Here is a 20,687-nt window from a genome sequence, read left to right on the forward strand (position 1 = left end):
CGCTTACGCGATCAGATACTATTTATATGTGGATCACACAAAGAAAATATCGTCCACGATAGAGTTAGGATCCGCGACGCCAACCAACAAAAGCGTGTCACCATTGTCGAAGGTAAAGGTTGTATTGTGTCCGTCACTGGAGGCGTTGGATGAGACGAAACTCGCGACATTCGAGGTTGACACCAGTGCGCTGTCGATTTCGAGACTGTCGCCCTGTGCATCAGAGAAATCCCGGATGACGTCATCACCATCATTGAAATAAAAGGTGTCGCCACCCGCACCGCCGATCATAACATCGTGGCCTTGACCTCCGTTCAGGCGATCGTTTGATCCTTTCCCGGACAGATAATCATTGCCGTCGCCACCGATCAGCACATCGTTGCCGTGTCCACCGGCCAAGCGGTCGTTGCCACCCCAGCCAAAGATGGCGTCATTACCTTTATTGCCGGACAATACGTCGTTGCCGTCGCCACCATATATTTTATCGTTGCCATCATCACCCATGATCACGTCTGCGTCGGCACCACCATAGATCGTGTCTTTCCCGTGCCCGCCATAAATCTTGTCAGCGCCTGCGTCGCCGAACAGTTTGTCATCACCCGAGCCGCCCCAGATTGAATCGTTCCCATCACCGCCATCGACTCGGTCATGTCCGCGGTCGCCGAACAGCATGTCGTTTCCAACGCCACCGTCGATTTTATCGAAGCCTGATCCGCCGCGAATAGCGTCCCATCCCAGATCTCCGAAGATTGTGTCCGCGCCAAGATCGCCTCGGATGTTATCTCCGCCGGCATCACCATACAGCGTATCGTTCCCCTTGCCGCCACGGATCGTATCCACCCCGTCACCACCTCGGATGACATCGTGCCCCAGCTCGCCAAACAGCTTGTCGTTGCCCTCACCACCAAAGATGTTATCCGCCCAGGTGCCACCGCGAATAGTGTCCCATCCCAGATCGCCGTAAATGGTGTCACGGCCCTGTTCCCCAAAGATGACGTCAGGGCCGTTTTCGCCGCGCAATACGTCGTGACCATCGCGGCCGTATATCTTGTCAGCGCCCATCCCACCAAACAGCTTGTTGGCCGCCGAGTTGCCGAACAATTTGTCCGCGCCGCTACCGCCTTTTGCGTTCTCGATATAGGTTGTGTGATCGATATACAGGTTGTTGGTCTTGCCGTAGACGCTTGAGTATTGACCGGGCGCCAGATTGATGACCTGCGCTTTCGATGAGTTCGAGACGTCAAGAGTATCATTGCCGCCTTGATCAAAGATCGCCATCGTCATTGCGGGCAATTCCTGCGAAAAACTGGCCGCCGGGCCTTCCGCGTTCGAATTGTGACCCCAGATCGTGTTGCCGGTGTTGACCTTGTCGCTGCCCGAAGGTTTGCCATACAGCCTATGCATTGCGATGATGTCGGCGGCCATAGGCGTCAGCACGTATGCAAAAGAGGCGTTCACATTCGGGTTATCAGTTTGGGAGAAGTAGGACATCACGCTCATTTGCCAACTGTCATTTGCAAATTTTGCGTCGAGTGGGAAAGTAGCGCTACCGTTGTAGTTTCCGGCGTGTCCCAGTCCCAGTGCATGCCCGATCTCATGCAAGTAGGTTTGATAGCCGTAGCTGTTCAGGTTGTAGCTGTCACCATTGATCCACCAACTGGGGATGTTCACATTCGCTTGGGTAATGTCACCAAGACCATTGTAGTAGGTCGTCGCGTATGCTCCGGCCGGATCGCCCTGAAAGAAACGGATATCCGCACTGCCGTAACTTGAGGCAACGAACGTAATGCCGGATACGGCTGCCCACGCGTTCAGTGCTTTTTCAGCGAACCAAGCGCCAGCATCAGAGATGAAGTCGACGTTGTAATAAAGTGTGCGATCAGAACCAAGGTTAAAGGCTGCCCCCTGAGGGTCGCCAGAATATTTTGCAAACCCATGCGTGAGCTGGATGGAAAAATCACTGGGAGATACGCGTCTCAGGGCCATTTGAATCCGTCGACAACCTGTCGCGCCTTCCTGCTGGAGAGATATGTTGCTAAGTGCATCACTGATTAGCCTTCATCAAAATATGTCAGCCTAAAGTGGCACCGATTTGGGGCGACAATAAGGTAGTTCTTGCCGGAGTTGCAAACAATTTTGTGGTCGTTGGTCCCCGTTGTGGATGTCATTTAGCGTCATGTAAGTACAAAGAAAAAGCCCCGGCACTTCTGCCGGGGCTTTCTGTGTCAGACGATCCGCGACTTATGCGTCTTCGTCTTTTTTCTTCTGTTCCGGCGCGACTTCTTCACCGGTTTCCTGATCAACAACTTTCATCGACAGGCGGACTTTGCCGCGATCATCGAAACCAAGCAGTTTGACTTTCACTTCCTGACCTTCTTTCAGAACGTCCGAAGGATGGTTCAGGCGGCGGTTTTCGATCTGGGACACGTGGACCAGGCCGTCGCGCTTGCCGAAGAAGTTCACGAAGGCGCCGAAGTCGACGATCTTCACGACCTTGCCGGTATAGATCGCGCCTTCTTCCGGCTCTGCCACGATCGCGTGGATCATGTCATAGGCCTTCTGGATGGCGTCCCCGTTGGGCGAAGCGATCTTGATCACGCCGTCATCGTTAATGTCGACTTTCGCACCCGAGGTTTCCACGATTTCGCGGATCACCTTACCGCCCGAACCGATCACTTCACGGATCTTGTCGGTGGGGATGTTCATGGTCTCGATGCGCGGGGCGTGGGCCGAGAACTCTTCGCGGCCCGAAGACAGCGCCTTGTTCATTTCACCCAGAATGTGCAGACGGCCTTCCTTGGCTTGTGCCAGGGCCTTCTCCATGATCTCGGGCGTGATGCCTGCGACCTTGATGTCCATCTGCAAGGACGTGATGCCGTCTTCGGTACCAGCCACTTTGAAGTCCATGTCACCCAGGTGATCTTCATCACCCAGAATGTCGGTCAGAACAGCATACGAACCGTCATCTTCCAGGATCAGACCCATGGCCACACCGGCAACCGGGGCTTTCAGCGGAACGGCGGCGTCCATCATGGACAGCGAGCCACCGCAGACCGACGCCATCGAGGACGAGCCGTTCGACTCGGTGATCTCGGACACGACGCGGATCGTATAGGGGAAGTCCGTCGGCGTCGGCAAAACAGCCTGCAGCGCACGCCATGCCAGCTTGCCGTGACCGATTTCACGACGGCCGGTGAACCCGAAGCGGCCCACTTCGCCGACCGAGTAGGGCGGGAAGTTGTAGTGCAGCATGAAGTTCGATTTGTAGGTGCCGGTCAGCGCGTCGATCATCTGTTCGTCGTCGCCGGTGCCCAAGGTGGTCACGACCAAACCTTGGGTTTCACCACGGGTGAACAGGGCCGACCCGTGGGTCCGGGGCAGAACGCCAACTTCGGACACGATCGGGCGCACAGTGTCCAGCGCGCGACCGTCGATGCGCTTGCCGGTTTTCACCACGTCACCACGCACCACGGCGCTTTCCAGTTTCTTCAGCGCGGAGCCGAGATTTTCGTCTTCTTGCTGCTCTTCCGACAGCGATGCGATGATCTCGTCCTTGGCGGCGGCAACAGCGGCCACGCGCTCCTGCTTGTCGGTGTTGCCATAGGCGGCGCGGATCTTGTCTTCGCCAGCGGCTTTCACAGCGGAATAAAGGTCCGCGTAATCGGCAGGCTGGAACTCGAACGGCTCTTTCGCAGCGGCTTCGGCCAGTTCGATGATCAGGTCGATCACCGGCTGGATCTGCTCATGTGCAAAGTTCACGGCACCCAGCATCTCAGCCTCGGTCAGCTCATAGGCTTCCGATTCCACCATCATCACGGCGTCTTTGGTGCCAGCCACAACAAGGTCCAGACGTTGATCGGGGTTGCTGCGCAGCTGGTGCATGTCGTCGCAAGTCGGGTTCAGAACGTATTCACCGTCTTCGAAACCAACGCGTGCCGCACCAATCGGACCCATGAACGGCGCGCCCGAGATGGTGAGCGCAGCAGATGCCGCGATCATTGCAACGATGTCGGGATCGTTGACAAGGTCGTGGCTCAGCACGGTGCAGATCACCAGAACTTCGTTTTTGAAGCCGGGGACGAACAGCGGGCGGATCGGACGGTCGATCAGACGCGAGGTCAGCGTTTCTTTTTCCGTTGGACGCGCTTCGCGCTTGAAGAAACCACCGGGGATCTTACCGGCAGCATAGTATTTTTCATTGTAGTGAACCGTCAGCGGGAAGAAGTCCTGACCGGGCTTCTGTTCCTTCGCAAAGGTTACGTTGGCCATGACCGAAGTTTCGCCCAATGTGGCGATGACCGATCCGTCAGCCTGACGGGCAACCTTGCCCGTTTCCAGAGTAAGGGTTTCTTCGCCCCACTCCATCGATTTTTTAGTTACGTCAAACATCATGTTTTCCTAGTTGGAAGCGCTCCCGGCCCTCCGGGTCTTCCGTTGTCATGGTGGCCCCATTGCCACCGACCCCTCTACCTTGTCATGCGCCGGGGTCGAAGCGTCACGTCTCAGATGGGCGGTCCATATAGGAAAAGCAGGTATTTGGAAACAGGATTGTTGCGCTTAGGCCGGTGGCGTCGGGCTTTCGGTGGCTTGGCGCCGGGTCAGCTTGCCGCGCGGCAGCTTTGTGATCCCAAATGCCTTGCGCGCAGTCACCAATCGCAAATCTTCCGGATCCATTCCCATTGACAGGATCGTATCACGGTCAAACCGTTCACGGGCAACGTCGCGATCGTGTTTGGTGCCAAACAGGCGATCAATCCACCCCATGCCGAAACTCACATGAAAGGTGGCTTGGTGATCTTGGTAGTGATGCGCCAGATGAGAGCGTGTGACACGCTGGCCAAACCAGCCTTTTGGCACGTTCACATGCGCGAGCGTGTGACAGTATTCATAGAACGTGAACGCGCTGACCGACCCAACGAACAGAGCGACATAGGATATCAGAACGGCAGACCCCAACCCAAGGAGCGGCCATAGCACCAAGCTGTGAAGCGTAAGCGAGACCATCGCAAATCGCAGGGCATACCAGTGGTCATCACCAGTGAAGTATTCGGCATCATTAGGGAATTCGTGATGCCCAATATGGCTGCGATACAGGTCGTTGAAGACGCTTTGTTCTGTTGGCGGTTCGCGGTGATACAGGAAGCGGTGCATCACATATTCAACAAAGAACTGAAGGATTGCGCCATATGCCAAAGCCAGCAGGAACCAAGGTGTAAACCAATAGAAAAGCGCGAACACACCGGCAAGCCAAAACGGGAACAGCCGATGCAGCGTGCCCATGTTGATCAATATAGCGAGTGTTGCTTTCATGACTTTCCTCCTTGGTTCAAAGAGAATGGCCAATCAAATGGGCCGCAATCAAGGGGAACCCGACGTAAGCTTGAACAAGTGACCTGCAGTCAAAGAAAAAGGGGCCGCAAAACAGCCCCTTCGTCCGATTTCTGGCGTAACGCTTAGCGGCGCAGGCCGAGGCGTTTGATCAGGTCCTGATAACGGGCCTCATCTTTCGCGCGCGTGTAGTCCAGAAGCTTCCGGCGCTGAGCAACCATTTTCAGAAGGCCACGGCGACCGTGGTTGTCTTTCTTGTGGGTTTTGAAGTGCTCGGTCAGGGTCGCGATGCGCGAGGACAGGATTGCAACCTGCACTTCGGGCGAACCTGTGTCACCGTCTTTGGTGCCGAACTCTTTGATCAGGCGGGTTTTTTCTTCAGGCGTAATCGACATCGGGGTCTCCTTCATAGGCTAGAGTTGATGGCGCAGGCCGGGATGTCGTCCAGCAAGGCCCGTGGAGAGGTCTGCCCACATTTATGGACAGATGGGCGCGTATAGAAAGATTCTCTGTAAAACGCAAAGGAAAAGCGCGATTGGCGCGGTCGATCGTTATCTTTGCATCTCATCAATGATCCGCTGTGCCCAGTCGCCCAGCACAGGGATGAAATCAATCGACGAGAGTAAGAAGAGAAGTACCGATACCAGAAGTGACGCACCAAGCACCGATCCCAGACCGAATGCAAGGCCGCGATAAAGCTGAAACATGCCAAGTTTCCAAAGGGAATCATGCAGTTTGATGAAGCGATGGTTGTTCATCCGCTCCACTTCGGCGCGCAGGGCACGGACTTCGAACGACAACGCCTGTTCGCGTTCGGCCAGCTTGTTCCTGGCATTCGCTGGTGTGTTCTCCGGCTTGTTAACCATTTGTTAACCAATCATTAATCTAAGTTTGTAGTTATTTTTCCCTAGGAGTTTGCGATCAGAAGACTACAATCGCAAGCGGTTGTCTGTGCCAACCCGTACCGTGTCGCGAGGTCTACTTTATCGCGTTTTTGGAAGGCGAGTTGTTAAATGTTGTTTTCGTTACTGTTCCTGGGTCTTTTGCCGGTCGCTTTTATGGCGGAAAGCTTCACCGAAGATTTCTCGGACGATGATGATACGGGGGAAGACACTGCCGGACGCGGCACCGAACCCGTCCCTGCGGACGGTCCGGGAGATTTCATTGCGGTCGACGATGGGGGCGCCTCTGACAGCGACGATGCAGATGCTGTTTTGCAACCCAACACCGGTGTTCAGGTCATACCGGGTCAGGATATCGGGGGGGATGAAACCGTCCTGAAACCAAACAACGGCTTGGGCGATGGCGCGACCCCGCATCAGGTTGACACTTTGCTGGATCGTTTGCTGGGCACCGAAACAGATCAGCATTACGGGCGCGAAGACATGGCGCATTTTCTTGGCGACATTGACGAATTTTCACTGACTGATGCGGATGATCACGCCGTTTTGCCGGATGACGGTGTTGATGGCACGGGCGCCGGCTTGATCGATGCATTTCACGGCACGCCGGTTCTGCGCGACGGCGAAGGGGAACTGGTGCGCGTGGTTGATGGTGGTGCTGGTGATGACACGCTGACCTCTGGGGATGATGCAGCATACCTTTTTGGCAATGATGGCAACGATGTGATCACGGCAGGTGAAGGCGTGCTGGCAGGGTTCGGAGGTGACGGGGACGACACACTGGATGCCACGACCAGTCTTGACAGTTTTCTGGATGGAGGGACGGGCGACGACATTCTGATCGGCGGTGAAGGCGACGATCAGCTGTTTGGCGGCATGCATGAGACGATTGGTGATACCGGGGGCTCCGCAACGGACGACGATGTCTTGTACGGTGGCGCAGGGGACGACGCGCTTTATGGTGGGTACGGTGCCGATACGCTGAACGGCGGGGAAGGCGATGACATCATCAATCATCTTGGCCATGCGATGGAACGTGGCGGCGCCGAACGTCATGATTTCGATTGGCACATTGATGGCGATCAGGACAGGCTGGATGGCGGTTTGGGCAACGACACGCTGATCATGGATCGAAGCGACATCGCCACCGGGGGCGAAGGCGAAGATGTGTTCTGGATCTATTCTGATGCTGACTCTGGCGAAGATCATGCCGAGGTTATGGATTTTGTACCCGGTCAGGATTTCCTGCGGGTGTCACTGGATCCGACACAAGACGCCGGTGAGCTGGAGTATGAGGTCCAGCCGTCGGCCACCGGAGAAGACGGTGTTGTGACCGTGAATGGTGAAGTGGTCGCGATCCTGCGGGGTGCGCCGGGGGCAACAACCCATGACGTTTATATCGAGGTGGCGCCAAACGTGTTTGGTTGATCGTGACCGATCAAAACCATTTCCGGGGCTGTTCGGCATAGGCGATATAAAGCGGATGCTTCGGATGCCCATCCTTGGTCTGGCCTAAATGAAAAACGGGTTGGCCGGTCTGGCGCAGCAGCGTCTCGACCTGTGCGCCGCGGTCCAGATGGGCCCCGTGCGTTCCCCAGCCACAAATAATCTGATCCGCCCACGGGCAGCTTTCGACGATGGCTGCATCATTTGCCGGCCCCACGGGGTCTGTTGCTGCGCGCATGTTGCGCGGGTCGGTGTCGCGCCAAGCAAAGATGTTGGTGACACGAAAAGCACCGAAGCCCAAGGTGCGCGCGCGCCGCTCGCAACGTTCGACAGTGGGATCGTTCTGCACTTCGGTCGCGGTGGACGGGTTGAGCATGATGAACAGCGCCTTGCGCCCTGCCGGGTTCCAGACGCGGGTAAGCTGGTAACGGTACCGCTCGCAGTCTGAATAGACCGCGACGGAATGGGCGTCGCCCTTCTGAAATTCGCGCGTAATCATGTGGGCGTTTTTGACGGCGGCGCGTTGAGATGGCAAGCCCTTGCACCGCTCTGCGATTGGTCCGACACTAACGTTAGCAGAAAAGGGGCGACCATGCTGATAGCCGAGATCATTCGAAAAAAGCGCGATGGAAAAAACCTGACCCATGATGAGATTGCCCAGATGGTGCAGGGCATATCGGACAACAGCGCCAGCGACGCGCAGGTCGCGGCCTTTGCCATGGCCGTGTTGTTGAATGGAATGAAGCGTGACGAAGCCGCGGCTTTGACCTTGGCAATGCGCGACAGCGGAGATGTTTTCGACTGGTCAGATCTGCCGGGACCAGTTGTAGACAAACACTCGACCGGTGGCGTCGGCGACAATGTCAGCCTGATGCTGGCCCCGATTGTTGCTGCATGTGGGGCTTACGTTCCGATGATTTCGGGCCGTGGGCTGGGCCATACCGGCGGAACGCTGGACAAGATGGAATCGATCCCCGGATATGTGGCCACCCCGGATAACGCGTTGTTTTCAAAGGTCGTGAACGAGGTCGGATGCGCCATCATCGGACAGACCGCGCATCTGGCTCCGGCAGATAAACGCTTCTATGGCATTCGCGATGTGACCGCGACGGTTGAAAGCATTCCGTTGATCACCGCTTCGATCCTGTCCAAGAAACTGGCCGCTGGACTTGGTTCGCTGGTGATGGATGTGAAGTTTGGGAATGGTGCGTTCATGTCGGATTTCGGCAAGGCCCGCGAACTTGCCGTATCGATCACCGAGGTTGCACGCGCCGCTGGTTTGCCGTGCCACGCGCTTCTGACCGATATGAACCAACCGTTGGCGGATGCGGCAGGAAACGCGGTTGAAGTTGTTAATGCGGTCGAGTTCCTGACCGGTGCCCGGCGCGAGGATCGGCTGACGGAGGTTGTGATAGGTCTGTGCGGGGAAATGTTGGTGACTGCCGGCATCGAAGCGGATCGCGACCGCGCACGCGAGTTGACTCGGGCGGCGCTTGATGACGGGCGTGCCGCCGAGCGGTTTGGCAAGATGGTTGCTGCCCTCGGTGGCCCTTCGGATTTTGTGGAGAACCATCAAAACCATCTGCCGGTTGCCCCTGTGACGCGAGAAATATCAGCGCCCGGCGCCGGTCATATCAACGCCATTGCGACCCGCGATGTCGGGTTGGCCGTGGTCGAACTGGGGGGCGGGCGTCGCGTCTCCAGCGACAATGTTGATCCCGCGGTTGGCTTGACCGGGCTTTTACCGCTGGGGACCAAGGTCCAAAAAGGTGACACAATCGCGTTGGTTCACGCGCGCAGCGAGCAGGCCGCCGATTTGGCGCAGTCTCAGATCTTGTCCGCCTATACAATCGGTGATAGACCCGTAATTGACACGGTGGTCCGCGACATCATCGACTAGCGCGAAGTGGGTCGCGATTACTGATTGAAGACCCGTGACGGATGCAGCTCGCCCGCGCGATAGATGCCAACAGCAACCGCCATGCCATCGTGCGAGGCCCACGCTTCATCGCCATATTCAATATCGGACGCGATCACCATGCCGGGGTTGCCGTGCCGCAGACGGGTCGCTCCCTCATCGGTGGCTTTAAGCTCGGGCAGGTCGGTCAGGCCTTCTTCCAGCGGGCGCAAATAGGTGTCGAGCTCGCCGGTTTTTGCCAGTTTTTCGACCAGTTCAAGGCTGACGCCGTCGTCGCAATCGAACGGGCCGGACCAGACCCGGCGCAAGGTGCGGACATGACCGAAGCAGCCCAGCACCTCGCCCAGATCACGGGCGATAGACCGCACGTAACCGCCCTTGCCGCATGTCAGTTCCAGCGTGACATGATCGGGATCGGGGCGCTCTAGCATCGTAAGCGCTTCGACCCACAAGGGCCGCGCCGCGATTTCCACCTCTTCGCCCTCACGGGCCAACTTATAGGCGCGTTCTCCGTCGATTTTCACGGCCGAGAACTTTGGTGGCACCTGCATGATTTGTCCGGTGAACTGGCTTAGCGCGGCTTGAATGTCGTCGTCTGACGGGCGCGCGTCACTTTCGGCGATGACTTCGCCTTCGGTGTCGTCGGTGTTGGTGGCCTGCCCCAGCCGCACTGTGAACACGTAGGATTTGAGCGCATCCGTGATGTAAGGGATGGTTTTCGTGGCTTCACCCAGGGCCACCGCTAAAACGCCGGTGGCTTCGGGGTCCAGAGTGCCAGCGTGGCCAGCTTTCTTGGCGTCCATCGCCCAGCGCACCTTGTTCACGACGGCGTTCGAACTGACACCGGCGGGCTTGTCCACGACCAGCCAGCCGTGAATGTCCCGCCCTTTCTTGCGGCGTCCCATCAGGTGTCCTCCGATCCATCCTCGTCTTTCGACTGCAGGTCGCGTTGCACGCTTTCCTGAGACAGCAGCCGGTGGGTGTGATCCATCTGGTCGAAGGTTTCATCCACCATGAAACGAAGGTCCGGAGTGTGCTTGATCTTCAGCGCCTTGCCAAGGATACGCCGCAACTCGCCCTTGTTGCGGGCCAGCGCCTTGATCGCCAGATCGCCGTCCTTGCCGCCCAGGGGCAGTGCAAAAACGGTCGCGATGCTGAGGTCAGAGGTCACGCGCACCTCGCCAATCGTGATCGACATGCGGCCCAGATCGGGGTCATGCACGTCGCCACGCATCAATGCTTCGGACAGGGTCCGGCGGATCAGCTCGGCGATGCGCAACTGTCGCTGCGTTGGGCCGGCGGTGTCTTGAAAACGGTTCTTTGCCATGGGGGCCATTTATGCCCGATTGCGCGCCTTCGCAACAGGGCTTTGCCAAGATGTGACAAGCGCGCTAGACAGCGGTGAAGTGAAGGAGACAAAGATGAGCGATCTGCCGGGTATTGTGGTGATGGGTGCGTCAGGCCGGATGGGCCAGATGCTGGTCCGGGAAATCAGCGCGAACAAGGGCGCGCGATTGGTCGGCGCGCTGGAGCGTCCGGGTCATGACTGGGTCGGTCAAGATGTGGGCGTTTGCATGGGCGGTCAGGCGCTGGGCGTCTCTGTGTCCGATGACCCGTTGGAGACCATGGCGAAGGCGCAGGCCGTCATTGATTTCACAGCCCCCGCCGCCACGGTCGCCATGGCTGAAATCGCCGCACAGGCGCGTGCGGTTCATGTGATCGGCACCACAGGGCTTGGCGATGATGATCTGGCGAAGCTGGCGTTGGCGGGGCGGCATTCGACCATCGTGCGCGCGGGCAACATGAGCCTTGGCGTCAATCTTCTGGTTCAACTGACCCGCAAGGTGGCCGAGGCACTGGATGAGGATTTCGACATCGAGATTGTCGAGGCGCATCATCATCACAAGGTTGACGCCCCGTCCGGCACGGCGTTGATGCTGGGCGAGGCTGCCGCCGAAGGCCGGGGGGTTGATCTGGCGGATGTGTCCGACCGGGGTCGTGACGGGATGACCGGCGCGCGCAAGCGGGGCGATATTGGCTTTCACGCGGTGCGTGGAGGTGACATCGTGGGCGAACATGACGTGATGTTTGCCGCGCCGGGCGAACGCATAATCTTGCGGCACATCGCAACGGATCGTGCGATCTTTGCCCGTGGCGCGGTCAAGGCCGCGCTGTGGGGGCAGGGCAAGAAACCTGGCGAATACGACATGATGGATGTGCTGGGGTTGTGATCCCCGGCGGTGGGCCGATCAGAAGTCGATCGCGATGCCCTTTTTCTCCCAGTCGCCGTAACGCACGGGCTCCGGTCCGTCGCGTCCGCCGTACTCCTTCGGGCGGGCTTTTGCCTCGGCCTCGGCCTTCTTGCGGCGCTCTTCGGCTTCGGCAAGGGCGCGCTGGGCGGCAGGCGGCAGGTCGCGCTTGACGGTCTCGGGCGTTGACGGCGTGTCGGACATGGGCCTGATCCTTGTGGCTTTCTGTGCCATGATATAGGTCGCGCAAAGGTAAAACACAAAGGGGTGCCGATGGGCAAGGTTCTGGACCCGCGACATATCGCGGTTGATCTGTTGGGGGACGTACTGGACGAACGTCGCCTGTTGTCCGAGGCATTGCCCAGACGACTGGCCAAAGTCGCCCCTGAAGACCGCACGCGCACCCAACGTTTGACTCTGCTTGCGCTTCGGAACATGGACCGGGCCGACCGCATGCTGGGGCCGCATCTGAAGAAACGTCCTCCGGCGAGGGTCTTGAATATCCTGCGTCTGGGCGTGGCCGAGATCTGCACCGGCGGCGCGGCGCATGGGGTGGTGAATTCCCTTGTCGCTGCAACCCGCGCCACCCGTGAAACCGAACGTATGGCCGGTCTGGTCAATGCCGTTTTGCGCAAGGTTGATGGGGAAAAGGACAAGTGGGATGGCCTGCCGACCCCGCGCTTGCCGAAATGGCTGCGCAAGCCGCTGATCGCTGATTACGGCAAGGCACAGGTCGAAGCGATCGAGGCTGTGCAGGCGATGGCCCCACCGCTTGATCTGACCGCGAAGGGCGACCCGAACAGTTTGGCGCAGCGTCTTGGGGGCGTGCTTCTGCCCACCGGATCGGTGCGCTTGCAGGATGCCGGGCAGGTGACCGGGCTGGATGGGTACGACACCGGGGAATGGTGGGTGCAGGATGCCTCGGCCGCGCTGCCTGCGAAGGTGCTTGCGCCGCAGGCGGGTGCCCGGGTGCTGGATATGTGCGCGGCCCCGGGTGGCAAGACCATGCAACTGGCGGCGATGGGCGCAAATGTGACCGCGCTGGATGTGTCCGAGCTGCGCATGAAGCGTGTGGCCGAGAACCTTGCCCGCACCGGGTTGCCTGCGCGGCTGGTTGTGGGTGATGCGTTGGAGTTCGATGAACCCCAGTATGACGCCATCCTGTTGGACGCGCCTTGCACGGCCACCGGCACGATCCGCAGGCATCCTGACTTGCCCCATGCCAAGGATGGTAGCGATTTCCCCGGCCTGTTCGAGTTGCAGGAATACATGATTGACCGTGCGTTGGGTCTTCTAAAGCCCGGCGGACGCTTGGTGTTCTGCACCTGTAGTCTGCTGATTGACGAGGGCGAGGAACAGGTGCGCGATGCGTTGGGGCGTCATGCGAACATTCAGGTCGATCTGGATGCACTGCGCCTGCCCGGCGTTGACGACGACTGGATCGGCCCCGAGGGGATGCGCATCATGCCGCATTTCAACGCCGATCTTGGCGGGATGGACGGGTTCTTCATCACAGCGTTTCGGAAAACCTGACCACCATCATCACAATTCAACGATGACTCTCGTCATGCGGGTCTGTATGCTTTTGCCAAGGCTCCCGTCAGAGGGGCACGAGTTCAACATTGTTGGATGATTGAGGCGAGGCGTCCCCGTGGTGCATCAAGACGGCTTTTCCGGGTTCAGAACCCGATTTGCGAATCGCTGGCAGGCGAAGCGGGCCGCGCGTGCGCGCCCGGCCACCGGGTTCGTGTCGCAACCGGAACCGCGCACGATCGGGGCCTATGCGCGCGGCAAGCAGTTGATCGCGGGCAATTATCTGTTCGCCGGTCATCTTGTGAACGCGCCCGACACCGGCCTGTGGAACGTCACGCTGCCCAGCCAGGGTTTTTCCGAAGAAATACAGGGGTTTGTCTGGCTGGATGATCTGGCCAGCGTAGGCGACGGAGAAGCGCGCAAGCGGGCACAGGCATGGGTATTGGGCTGGATCGACCAGTTTGGCCGGGGGGATGGCGATGGCTGGACGCCGGATTTGACCGGTCGGCGCCTGATCCGCTGGATCAACCATGCCATTTTCCTGATGTCGGGGATGAATTCGGATCAAAGCCGCGCGTTTTTCCGGTCGCTGGGCCAGCAGACGATTTTCCTGTCGCGCCGGTGGCACGCGGCGTCGCCCGGCCTGCCCCGGTTCGAGGCGCTGACCGGCCTGATCTATGCGGGCCTTGCGCTGGAAGGGATGGAACGGCACGTCGCCCCGGCAGTCAGAGCCCTTGCGCGGGAATGTGCTGACCAGATCGACGCCGAGGGTGGTATTCCCACCCGCAATCCCGAAGAATTGCTGGATGTGTTCACCCTTCTGAACTGGGCGGCGCTGGCCTTGTCGGAAAGTGGCCGCCAATCGGTAAAGCCCCATATGGACGCGATTGAACGCATCGCACCGACCCTGCGCGCGCTGCGTCATGCCGATGGTGGCTTGGCGCGGTTTCACGGCGGTGGGCGCGGGCTTGAGGGGCGGTTGGATCATGCGCTGGCGACATCGGGGGTGCGCGGGCGCGCAGCTTCGGGGCGGTCGATGGGCTATACGCGTGTTAGTGCGGGGCGCACCAGCTTGATCATCGATACGGCCGTCCCGCCCACCGGGCTGGCTTCGGCCAACGCCCATGCCTCGACGCTGGCATTCGAACTGACCTCGGGACGGCGTCCCTTGATCGTGAATTGTGGATCGGGCGCGCATTTCGGGGCCGAATGGCACAAGGCGGGACGCGCCACCCCGTCGCATTCTGTTTTGGGATTGGCGGGGCTTTCATCGTCGCGTCTTGGCGCAGCGAAGCATCATGGCGGAGGGGCCAAGGTGTTTCTGACATCCACCCCATCGCAAGTTCACTTGCAGCAATTGAGCGAAGGCGGCTTGACCGGCGTGATGGCTGCCCATGATGGTTATGTCAAAAGTCATGGGTTGACCCATATGCGGCGGATCGAAATGGATCAGAATGGTCGCGGCGTGGCGGGTGAAGACACTTTGGCCGCCGTGTCAGATGCTGATCAGGCCCGGTTTGATCGCGCGATGGATCAGGTATCGTTGCAAGGCATTCCTTTCAGCGTGCGCTTTCACCTTCATCCTGACGTTGACGCTGCCCTTGATCTGGGGGGCACGGCGGTCTCGATGGCGCTGAGGTCCGGTGAGATTTGGGTGTTTCGCTTCGAAGGGCGCGGTGAATTGGCGCTGGAAAGCAGCGTTTATTTGGAAAAGACGCGTTTGAAGCCGCGAAAAACCAAACAAGTGGTTCTATCTGGCGTCGCAATGGATTATGCGACACGCATCCGCTGGACGCTGGCCAAGGCGCAGGAAACCCCATCGGTTTTGCGTGACCTTGAACGCGGTGACACGGCGGAGCTGCCAAGTTAAGAGCCAAAGGGGCCAAGAGCCATGACCGACCTTCATCCCGTGCGCCGCGCGCTGATTTCCGTATCCGACAAGACCGGCCTGATTGATCTGGGCAAAGCGCTGGAAGAGCGCGGCGTCGAGATTCTGTCCACCGGTGGATCGGCGAAGGCCTTGCGCGACGCCGGTGTTGCGGTGAAAGATGTGGCTGACGTCACCGGCTTCCCCGAGATGATGGACGGTCGCGTCAAGACGCTGCATCCGATGGTGCATGGCGGTCTGCTGGCGCTGCGCGACAATGATGCGCATGTGGCCTCGATGGAGGAACACGGCATCGGCGCGATCGACCTTCTGGTGGTGAACCTCTATCCGTTCGAGGAAACCGTCGCCAAGGGCGCCGACTATGACACCTGCATTGAAAACATCGATATTGGCGGCCCCGCGATGATCCGTGCCGCTGCCAAGAACCACGCATTTGTTAACGTGGTGGTTGATGTGCAGGATTACGAGAAGCTGCTTGGCGACATGGATCAGCATGACGGCAAGACTTGTCCGAAATTCCGCAAGAAGCTGGCCCAGCGTGCCTATGCGCGCACGGCTGCCTATGACGCCGCCGTGTCGACCTGGATGGCAGATGCGCTGGAACTGGAAGCGCCGCGCCGCCGCGCTTTTGCCGGTGAGTTGAAGCAGACCCTGCGCTATGGCGAAAACAGCCATCAGAAAGCGGCGTTCTATACCGACGGCTCGAACCGCCCCGGTGTCGCGACCGCGACCCAGCTTCAGGGCAAGGAACTGAGCTATAACAACATCAACGACACCGATGCGGCGTTCGAACTGGTTGCCGAGTTCGATCCAGCTGTCAGCCCCGCCGTTGCAATCATCAAGCACGCCAACCCCTGTGGTGTGGCGCAGGGTGCGACGCTGGTCGAAGCCTATCAGAAGGCATTTGACTGCGACCGCACCTCGGCTTTCGGCGGCATCGTCGCGCTGAATCAGCCACTGGATGCGGAAACCGCCGCGAAGATTACCGAGATTTTCACCGAGGTTGTGATCGCCCCCGGCGCATCGGATGAAGCCCGCGAAATCTTTGCCGCCAAGAAGAACCTCCGCCTTTTGCTGACCGACGGTTTGCCAGACACCCGCGCGCCTTTGACGGCCTATAAGCAGGTCTCGGGCGGATTGCTCGTGCAGGACAAGGATGTGGGTTATATCGGTATGGATGACCTGAAGGTCGTGACCGAGAAAGCACCGACGGATGAGCAAATGCGTGATCTGTTGTTTGCATGGAAGGTTGGCAAGCACGTGAAATCCAACGCGATTGTTTATGTGAAAGATCTTGCGACCGTTGGCGTGGGTGCGGGCCAGATGAGCCGTCTGGACAGCGCCAATGTCGCTGCGGCGAAGGCACAACGGATGGCGGACGAGCTGGGCTTGCCTCAAAGCCTTGCCAAAGGGTCGGCTGTCGCCTCGGACGCGTTCTTCCCGTTCCCCGACGGGCTTTTGGAAGCTGCCGCTGCCGGTGCCACCTGCGTGATTCAGCCCGGTGGCTCCATGCGTGACAATGAAGTCATTGACGCGGCCAACGAGGCTGGTCTTGCGATGGTGTTCACCGGCATGCGCCATTTCCGGCACTGATCCAACCATGCGCGCATTGCTGATAGCTGCTATTCTGGTTTTTGCTCTGGATCAGGGCAGCAAATATCATGCGCTTTACATTCTTGATCTGGACCGCGTCGGCGTGGTCCCGATCTGGCCGCCTTTTCTGGTCTATCAAATGGCTTGGAACACCGGCGTCAATTTCGGGTTGTTCGGGTCGGATGCCGCAACCATGCGCTGGGTGCTTGTGGCGCTGAGCGTCGTGATCTCGGTCTGGGTCTTCGTCTGGGTACGAAAAGAGAGGCTGGGCCGATTGGCCAACATTGCCGCCGGGTTGTTGATCGGCGGCGCGCTGGGCAACGCGGTGGATCGTATTTACTATGGCGCCGTGGTTGATTTTTTGAACATGTCCTGCTGTGGATTCCAGAACCCGTTTTCATTCAATGTGGCGGACATTTTCGTCTTCGCCGGGGCAACCGGTCTGGTTCTGTTCTCGTCATCGAAGAACACCCCGTGACGCGCGTTTCCAGATGGGCTAAGAAGCGGTAGGAAACGAGGGTTTTTGCGTCACATGCGATTTTCATCCGTCACTATTTTGACCGCTCTTTGCGCGGGTCTTCTTCTGACCGCCTGTTCTGGTGGTGATCCCAAACTGATGAACATCAAGTCCACGCAAGCCGGACCGGACGAGTTCGCGATCCTGCCAACCAAACCGTTGCAAGAGCCGCCCAGCTATCAGGCGCTGCCCGCGCCGACACCCGGCGGCACGAATATCACGGATCCCACGCCAAACGCAGATGCTGTGGCCGCGCTTGGTGGGCAGCTGCGCAATACGGGTCTGCGCGGCGGTGAAGGTGCGCTTGTCACGGCAGCCAGCCGTTATGGCGTCTCGACGAACATTCGGGGCCAACTGGCCGCGGAGGACCTGAAATGGCGTCAGGAAAATCGCGGCAAGCTGTTGGAGCGGCTGTTCAACGTGAATGTCTATTACAGCGCCTACGAGGCACAGGAATTGAACCAGCACCGCGAACTTGAACGTTTGCGTCGTTTGGGCATCTGGACGCCCGCCGCCCCACCAGATCCTGCTGCTGCACAATGATCCTTGGGCCGGGTGGCCCCATACCCTCATTTGATCGACGGCGATCACAACTCTGTTTGAGCGCCTTGAAGCTCGCGCATCTGCGCGTAACTTGGTCACGAACAGACAGGAGTTTCGGATGCGGTTTCTGATTGTGGCAGTTCTGACTTTTGGGCTGGGTGCGCCTGCATTCGCCAAGGAAAGCGTTACGGATTTCACCTTGGACAACGGGCTTCAGGTCGTGGTGATCGAAGATCACCGCGCACCGGTCGCGGTTCACATGCTTTGGTATCGGGCAGGGGCGGCGGATGAAAAACCCGGTGTTTCCGGCATTGCCCACTTTCTTGAACATCTGTTGTTTAAAGCCACGGACACCATGGAGTCAGGAGAGTTGAGTCGAGTGGTCGCCGAAAATGGCGGATCTGACAACGCCTTCACGTCGCAGGATTATACCGCCTATTACCAGCGCGTTGCTGCAGATCGCTTGGGTCTGATGATGCAGATGGAAGCGGATCGGATGCGCAATCTGCGTCTGACCGAGGAAGACATCGCGACCGAACGGAATGTCATTCTTGAAGAACGCGCCCAACGGACAGACAGCAACCCCAGCGCGTTGTTTCATGAACAGATGAACGCCGCAGCTTACCTGAATCACCCTTATGGCACACCGATTATCGGTTGGCGTCACGAGGCCGCGCAGCTGTCGCGCGAAGATGCATTGGCCTTTTATGAACGCTTCTATGCGCCGAACAATGCCATTCTGATCGTCGCTGGCGATGTGACACCGGACGAGGTCAGGGCCATGGCGCAAGAGCATTATGGCCCGTTGAAGCCCACGCCCGATTTAGCCGAACGCGAGCGCCGCGCCGAACCGCCACAATTGGCCGAGCGTCGCCTGCGTTTCGAAGATCCAAGGGTGTCACAGCCCTATGTCTATCGTCGGTATGTTGCGCCTGAACGTGACGCAGGGGCGCAGGATCATGCCGCGGCACTTGTCTATCTGGCCGAGATTCTGGGGGGCAGTGGCGCGACGTCGGTTTTGGGCCGGGCGCTACAGTTCGATAATCCAATCGCGGTCTATGCGGGGGCAGGCTACGGATCGGTTATGCTGGACGACACCGAGTTTTCGCTGGTGGTCTATCCCGCTCAAGGGACCAGCCTTGCCGAAGCCGAGGCCGCATTGGACGCGCAGATCGCCGAATTTCTTGAAACCGGCATCGACGCCGAACAGTTCGAGCGGATTAAGTTCCAAATCCGCGCCGATCAGGTCTATGCGCAGGACAATGCGATGGCCCGCGCGCAGCGTTATGGTCGTGCTCTGACATCGGGGCTGACAATTGAAGATGTGCAGGCATGGCCGGATGTGTTGCAGGCTGTCACACCAGAACAGGTGATGGAGGCCGCCCATAAGGTGTTCGATGATCGCCGATCCGTCACCGGTTGGCTTGTTCCAGAAGGCGGAGAGGAAATGAAATGATGCGTTTCTTATATGCATTCATCGCGCTTTTGGTTGTGACCTTCCCCGCCCGCGCCGAGATCGCCATTCAAGAGATCACCACACCTGCTGGCATCAACGCGTGGCTGGTTGAAGAGCACAGCTTGCCCTTCACCGCGCTTGAGATCCGCTTTCGGGGTGGCACGTCGCTGGATCGCCCTGGCAAGCGGGGCGCAGTGAATTTCATGGTCGGCCTCTTGGAGGAAGGGTCCGGCGACCTTGATGCGCGCGGTTTCGCGGAAGCGCGCGAAAGTTTGGCAGCGTCGTTCCGGTTCGGTGCCTATGGTGACGCAATCACGGTGTCAGCCCAGTTTCTGACCGAGAACCGCAAGGCGGCGATGGACCTGCTGCAGACCGCTTTGACCGAGCCGCGGTTTGACGCGGCGGCCATCGACCGTGTTCGTGCCCAAGTGATGTCCCACCTTGCGTCACGCACAACCGACCCTGATGCAATCGCAGGCGAGACATGGGATCGCATGGCCTATGGCGATCATCCCTATGGTAGTTACCGGGCCGGTACGGCCGAGAGCGTGGCGGGATTGACGCGGGACGATCTTGTAACAGCGCTGAACGATGCGCTTGCATTGGATCGGATATATGTCGCCGCTGTTGGCGACATTACCTCGGACGAGCTGAGTGTGCTGTTGGATGACCTGTTTGCAGGGCTGCCTGCGACGGGTGCACCCATGCCGCCGCGCGCAGAATTTTCCTTGTCGGGTGGCACCACAGTGGTGCCATTTGACACACCGCAATCAGTTGCAATGTTCGGGCATGAGGGCATCGCGCGCGACGACCCGGATTTCTTTGCAGCCTTCGTTCTGAACGAAGTGATGGGCGGGCGCGGTTCGAACTCGCGCCTGATGCAAGAGGTGCGGGAAAAACGCGGGCTGACCTATGGGATCGGGACGTTTCTTGTGCCTGCCGATCTGTCCGAAACGATCATGGGGCAGTTCTCCAGCCAAAATGGCTCGATTGCCGAAGCGATTGAGGTGACGCGTGCCGAATGGGCGCGGATCGCACAGGACGACATCACACAGGAAGAACTGATGGCGGCGCAGACCTATCTGACGGGCTCGTATCCGCTGCGTTTCGATGGCAATGCCAATATCGCCAATATCATGGTGTCGATGCAGATGGAGGGCTTGCCCGTCGATTACATCGCCACCCGCAATGATCAGGTGATGGCCGTCACGTTGGAGGATGCGAAGCGGGTTGCGTCGCGCCTATATGACCCTGAAGCGCTGCATTTCGTGGTGGTGGGCCAGCCCGACGGCGTTGTTTCAAACTGAACGCAAA

General features: G+C 58.9%; 19 protein-coding genes. 10 read left to right on the top strand and 9 right to left on the bottom strand.

Annotated elements, in window-relative coordinates:
• Nucleotides 1-33: 33 nt before the first annotated feature.
• The 5 genes from J3R80_RS07845 to J3R80_RS07865 form a co-directional block, all read right to left on the bottom strand.
• A complete protein-coding gene (locus J3R80_RS07845; RefSeq protein WP_275393210.1) occupies nucleotides 34-1,986 on the bottom strand; it encodes a M10 family metallopeptidase in 1,953 nt (650 codons plus the stop codon).
• 255 nt (nucleotides 1,987-2,241) lie between these two features.
• Entirely contained in the window at nucleotides 2,242-4,389 is a 2,148-nt protein-coding gene (pnp, locus tag J3R80_RS07850; RefSeq protein ID WP_275393211.1) for a polyribonucleotide nucleotidyltransferase, read from the bottom strand.
• A gap of 168 nt (nucleotides 4,390-4,557) precedes the next feature.
• A complete protein-coding gene (locus tag J3R80_RS07855) occupies nucleotides 4,558-5,310 on the bottom strand; it encodes a sterol desaturase family protein (RefSeq protein ID WP_275393212.1) in 753 nt (250 codons plus the stop codon).
• A gap of 143 nt (nucleotides 5,311-5,453) precedes the next feature.
• Entirely contained in the window at nucleotides 5,454-5,723 is a 270-nt protein-coding gene (gene rpsO, locus J3R80_RS07860; protein ID WP_275393213.1) for a 30S ribosomal protein S15, read from the bottom strand.
• A gap of 156 nt (nucleotides 5,724-5,879) precedes the next feature.
• On the bottom strand, nucleotides 5,880-6,194 hold the full coding sequence (locus J3R80_RS07865; RefSeq protein ID WP_275393214.1) for a DUF5665 domain-containing protein: 315 nt from the start codon (nucleotides 6,192-6,194) through the stop codon (nucleotides 5,880-5,882).
• A gap of 147 nt (nucleotides 6,195-6,341) precedes the next feature.
• Between J3R80_RS07865 and J3R80_RS07870 the strand changes: the two genes are divergently transcribed.
• A complete protein-coding gene (locus tag J3R80_RS07870) occupies nucleotides 6,342-7,658 on the top strand; it encodes a calcium-binding protein (protein ID WP_275393215.1) in 1,317 nt (438 codons plus the stop codon).
• Between the two features lie 10 nt (nucleotides 7,659-7,668).
• Here J3R80_RS07870 and J3R80_RS07875 read toward each other — a convergent pair whose 3' ends face one another.
• Complete coding sequence (locus tag J3R80_RS07875) at nucleotides 7,669-8,175, bottom strand: DUF1643 domain-containing protein (RefSeq protein WP_275393216.1); 507 nt, start codon at nucleotides 8,173-8,175, stop codon at nucleotides 7,669-7,671.
• Between the two features lie 93 nt (nucleotides 8,176-8,268).
• Between J3R80_RS07875 and deoA the strand changes: the two genes are divergently transcribed.
• On the top strand, nucleotides 8,269-9,576 hold the full coding sequence (deoA, locus tag J3R80_RS07880; RefSeq protein ID WP_275393217.1) for a thymidine phosphorylase: 1,308 nt from the start codon (nucleotides 8,269-8,271) through the stop codon (nucleotides 9,574-9,576).
• A 17-nt stretch (nucleotides 9,577-9,593) separates the two neighbouring features.
• Here deoA and truB read toward each other — a convergent pair whose 3' ends face one another.
• Nucleotides 9,594-10,499 carry a tRNA pseudouridine(55) synthase TruB gene (truB, locus tag J3R80_RS07885; RefSeq protein WP_275393218.1) on the bottom strand — a complete coding sequence of 302 codons (906 nt, stop codon included), beginning with the start codon at nucleotides 10,497-10,499 and terminating at the stop codon, nucleotides 9,594-9,596.
• Nucleotides 10,499-10,921 (bottom strand): 30S ribosome-binding factor RbfA, encoded by a 423-nt coding sequence (gene rbfA / locus J3R80_RS07890; protein WP_275393219.1) that lies wholly within the window; start codon nucleotides 10,919-10,921, stop codon nucleotides 10,499-10,501. The genes truB and rbfA overlap by 1 nt, the downstream gene beginning before the upstream one ends.
• Nucleotides 10,922-11,015: 94 nt before the next feature.
• Between rbfA and dapB the strand changes: the two genes are divergently transcribed.
• Nucleotides 11,016-11,825 (top strand): 4-hydroxy-tetrahydrodipicolinate reductase, encoded by an 810-nt coding sequence (dapB, locus tag J3R80_RS07895; RefSeq protein WP_275393220.1) that lies wholly within the window; start codon nucleotides 11,016-11,018, stop codon nucleotides 11,823-11,825.
• An 18-nt stretch (nucleotides 11,826-11,843) separates the two neighbouring features.
• On the opposite strand, the gene J3R80_RS07900 is transcribed toward dapB, so the two are convergent.
• The gene (locus J3R80_RS07900) at nucleotides 11,844-12,047 is read right to left on the bottom strand and encodes a DUF1674 domain-containing protein (RefSeq protein WP_275393266.1); all 204 of its coding nucleotides are present in this window, start codon (nucleotides 12,045-12,047) and stop codon (nucleotides 11,844-11,846) included.
• 69 nt (nucleotides 12,048-12,116) lie between these two features.
• Between J3R80_RS07900 and J3R80_RS07905 the strand changes: the two genes are divergently transcribed.
• The 7 genes from J3R80_RS07905 (at nucleotide 12,117) to J3R80_RS07935 (ending at nucleotide 20,680) form a co-directional block, all read left to right on the top strand.
• Entirely contained in the window at nucleotides 12,117-13,376 is a 1,260-nt protein-coding gene (locus J3R80_RS07905) for a transcription antitermination factor NusB (RefSeq protein ID WP_275393221.1), read from the top strand.
• Nucleotides 13,377-13,494: 118 nt separating this feature from the next.
• Nucleotides 13,495-15,246 (top strand): heparinase II/III family protein, encoded by a 1,752-nt coding sequence (locus tag J3R80_RS07910; RefSeq protein ID WP_275393222.1) that lies wholly within the window; start codon nucleotides 13,495-13,497, stop codon nucleotides 15,244-15,246.
• Nucleotides 15,247-15,267: 21 nt separating this feature from the next.
• Nucleotides 15,268-16,857 (top strand): bifunctional phosphoribosylaminoimidazolecarboxamide formyltransferase/IMP cyclohydrolase, encoded by a 1,590-nt coding sequence (gene purH, locus J3R80_RS07915; RefSeq protein WP_275393223.1) that lies wholly within the window; start codon nucleotides 15,268-15,270, stop codon nucleotides 16,855-16,857.
• Nucleotides 16,858-16,864: 7 nt separating this feature from the next.
• Nucleotides 16,865-17,335, top strand: a complete 471-nt coding sequence (gene lspA, locus J3R80_RS07920; protein ID WP_275393224.1) for a signal peptidase II — start codon at nucleotides 16,865-16,867, stop codon at nucleotides 17,333-17,335.
• A gap of 54 nt (nucleotides 17,336-17,389) precedes the next feature.
• Nucleotides 17,390-17,917 carry a DUF3035 domain-containing protein gene (locus J3R80_RS07925; protein ID WP_275393225.1) on the top strand — a complete coding sequence of 176 codons (528 nt, stop codon included), beginning with the start codon at nucleotides 17,390-17,392 and terminating at the stop codon, nucleotides 17,915-17,917.
• Between the two features lie 118 nt (nucleotides 17,918-18,035).
• Nucleotides 18,036-19,373 carry a pitrilysin family protein gene (locus J3R80_RS07930; protein ID WP_275393226.1) on the top strand — a complete coding sequence of 446 codons (1,338 nt, stop codon included), beginning with the start codon at nucleotides 18,036-18,038 and terminating at the stop codon, nucleotides 19,371-19,373.
• Nucleotides 19,370-20,680, top strand: coding sequence for a pitrilysin family protein (locus J3R80_RS07935; RefSeq protein ID WP_275393227.1), 1,311 nt, complete (start codon nucleotides 19,370-19,372; stop codon nucleotides 20,678-20,680). Before J3R80_RS07930 ends, J3R80_RS07935 begins: the two co-directional genes overlap by 4 nt.
• Nucleotides 20,681-20,687 lie beyond the last annotated feature (7 nt).

It is taken from the genome of Aliiroseovarius sp. Z3, from assembly GCF_029105185.1.
Taxonomy (GTDB): Bacteria; Pseudomonadota; Alphaproteobacteria; order Rhodobacterales; family Rhodobacteraceae; genus Aliiroseovarius.

Coding starts and splice junctions, on each gene's coding strand:
- J3R80_RS07935 (WP_275393227.1), top strand. CDS start 19,370: ATGATGCGTTTCTTATATGCATTCATCGCGCTTTTGGTTGTGACCTTC.
- deoA (WP_275393217.1), top strand. CDS start 8,269: ATGCTGATAGCCGAGATCATTCGAAAAAAGCGCGATGGAAAAAACCTG.
- truB (WP_275393218.1), bottom strand. CDS start 10,499: ATGGGACGCCGCAAGAAAGGGCGGGACATTCACGGCTGGCTGGTCGTG.
- J3R80_RS07875 (WP_275393216.1), bottom strand. CDS start 8,175: ATGATTACGCGCGAATTTCAGAAGGGCGACGCCCATTCCGTCGCGGTC.
- rbfA (WP_275393219.1), bottom strand. CDS start 10,921: ATGGCAAAGAACCGTTTTCAAGACACCGCCGGCCCAACGCAGCGACAG.
- purH (WP_275393223.1), top strand. CDS start 15,268: ATGACCGACCTTCATCCCGTGCGCCGCGCGCTGATTTCCGTATCCGAC.
- J3R80_RS07900 (WP_275393266.1), bottom strand. CDS start 12,047: ATGTCCGACACGCCGTCAACGCCCGAGACCGTCAAGCGCGACCTGCCG.
- J3R80_RS07930 (WP_275393226.1), top strand. CDS start 18,036: ATGCGGTTTCTGATTGTGGCAGTTCTGACTTTTGGGCTGGGTGCGCCT.
- J3R80_RS07845 (WP_275393210.1), bottom strand. CDS start 1,986: ATGGCCCTGAGACGCGTATCTCCCAGTGATTTTTCCATCCAGCTCACG.
- dapB (WP_275393220.1), top strand. CDS start 11,016: ATGAGCGATCTGCCGGGTATTGTGGTGATGGGTGCGTCAGGCCGGATG.
- pnp (WP_275393211.1), bottom strand. CDS start 4,389: ATGTTTGACGTAACTAAAAAATCGATGGAGTGGGGCGAAGAAACCCTT.
- rpsO (WP_275393213.1), bottom strand. CDS start 5,723: ATGTCGATTACGCCTGAAGAAAAAACCCGCCTGATCAAAGAGTTCGGC.
- J3R80_RS07855 (WP_275393212.1), bottom strand. CDS start 5,310: ATGAAAGCAACACTCGCTATATTGATCAACATGGGCACGCTGCATCGG.
- J3R80_RS07925 (WP_275393225.1), top strand. CDS start 17,390: ATGCGATTTTCATCCGTCACTATTTTGACCGCTCTTTGCGCGGGTCTT.
- J3R80_RS07905 (WP_275393221.1), top strand. CDS start 12,117: ATGGGCAAGGTTCTGGACCCGCGACATATCGCGGTTGATCTGTTGGGG.
- lspA (WP_275393224.1), top strand. CDS start 16,865: ATGCGCGCATTGCTGATAGCTGCTATTCTGGTTTTTGCTCTGGATCAG.
- J3R80_RS07865 (WP_275393214.1), bottom strand. CDS start 6,194: ATGGTTAACAAGCCGGAGAACACACCAGCGAATGCCAGGAACAAGCTG.
- J3R80_RS07870 (WP_275393215.1), top strand. CDS start 6,342: ATGTTGTTTTCGTTACTGTTCCTGGGTCTTTTGCCGGTCGCTTTTATG.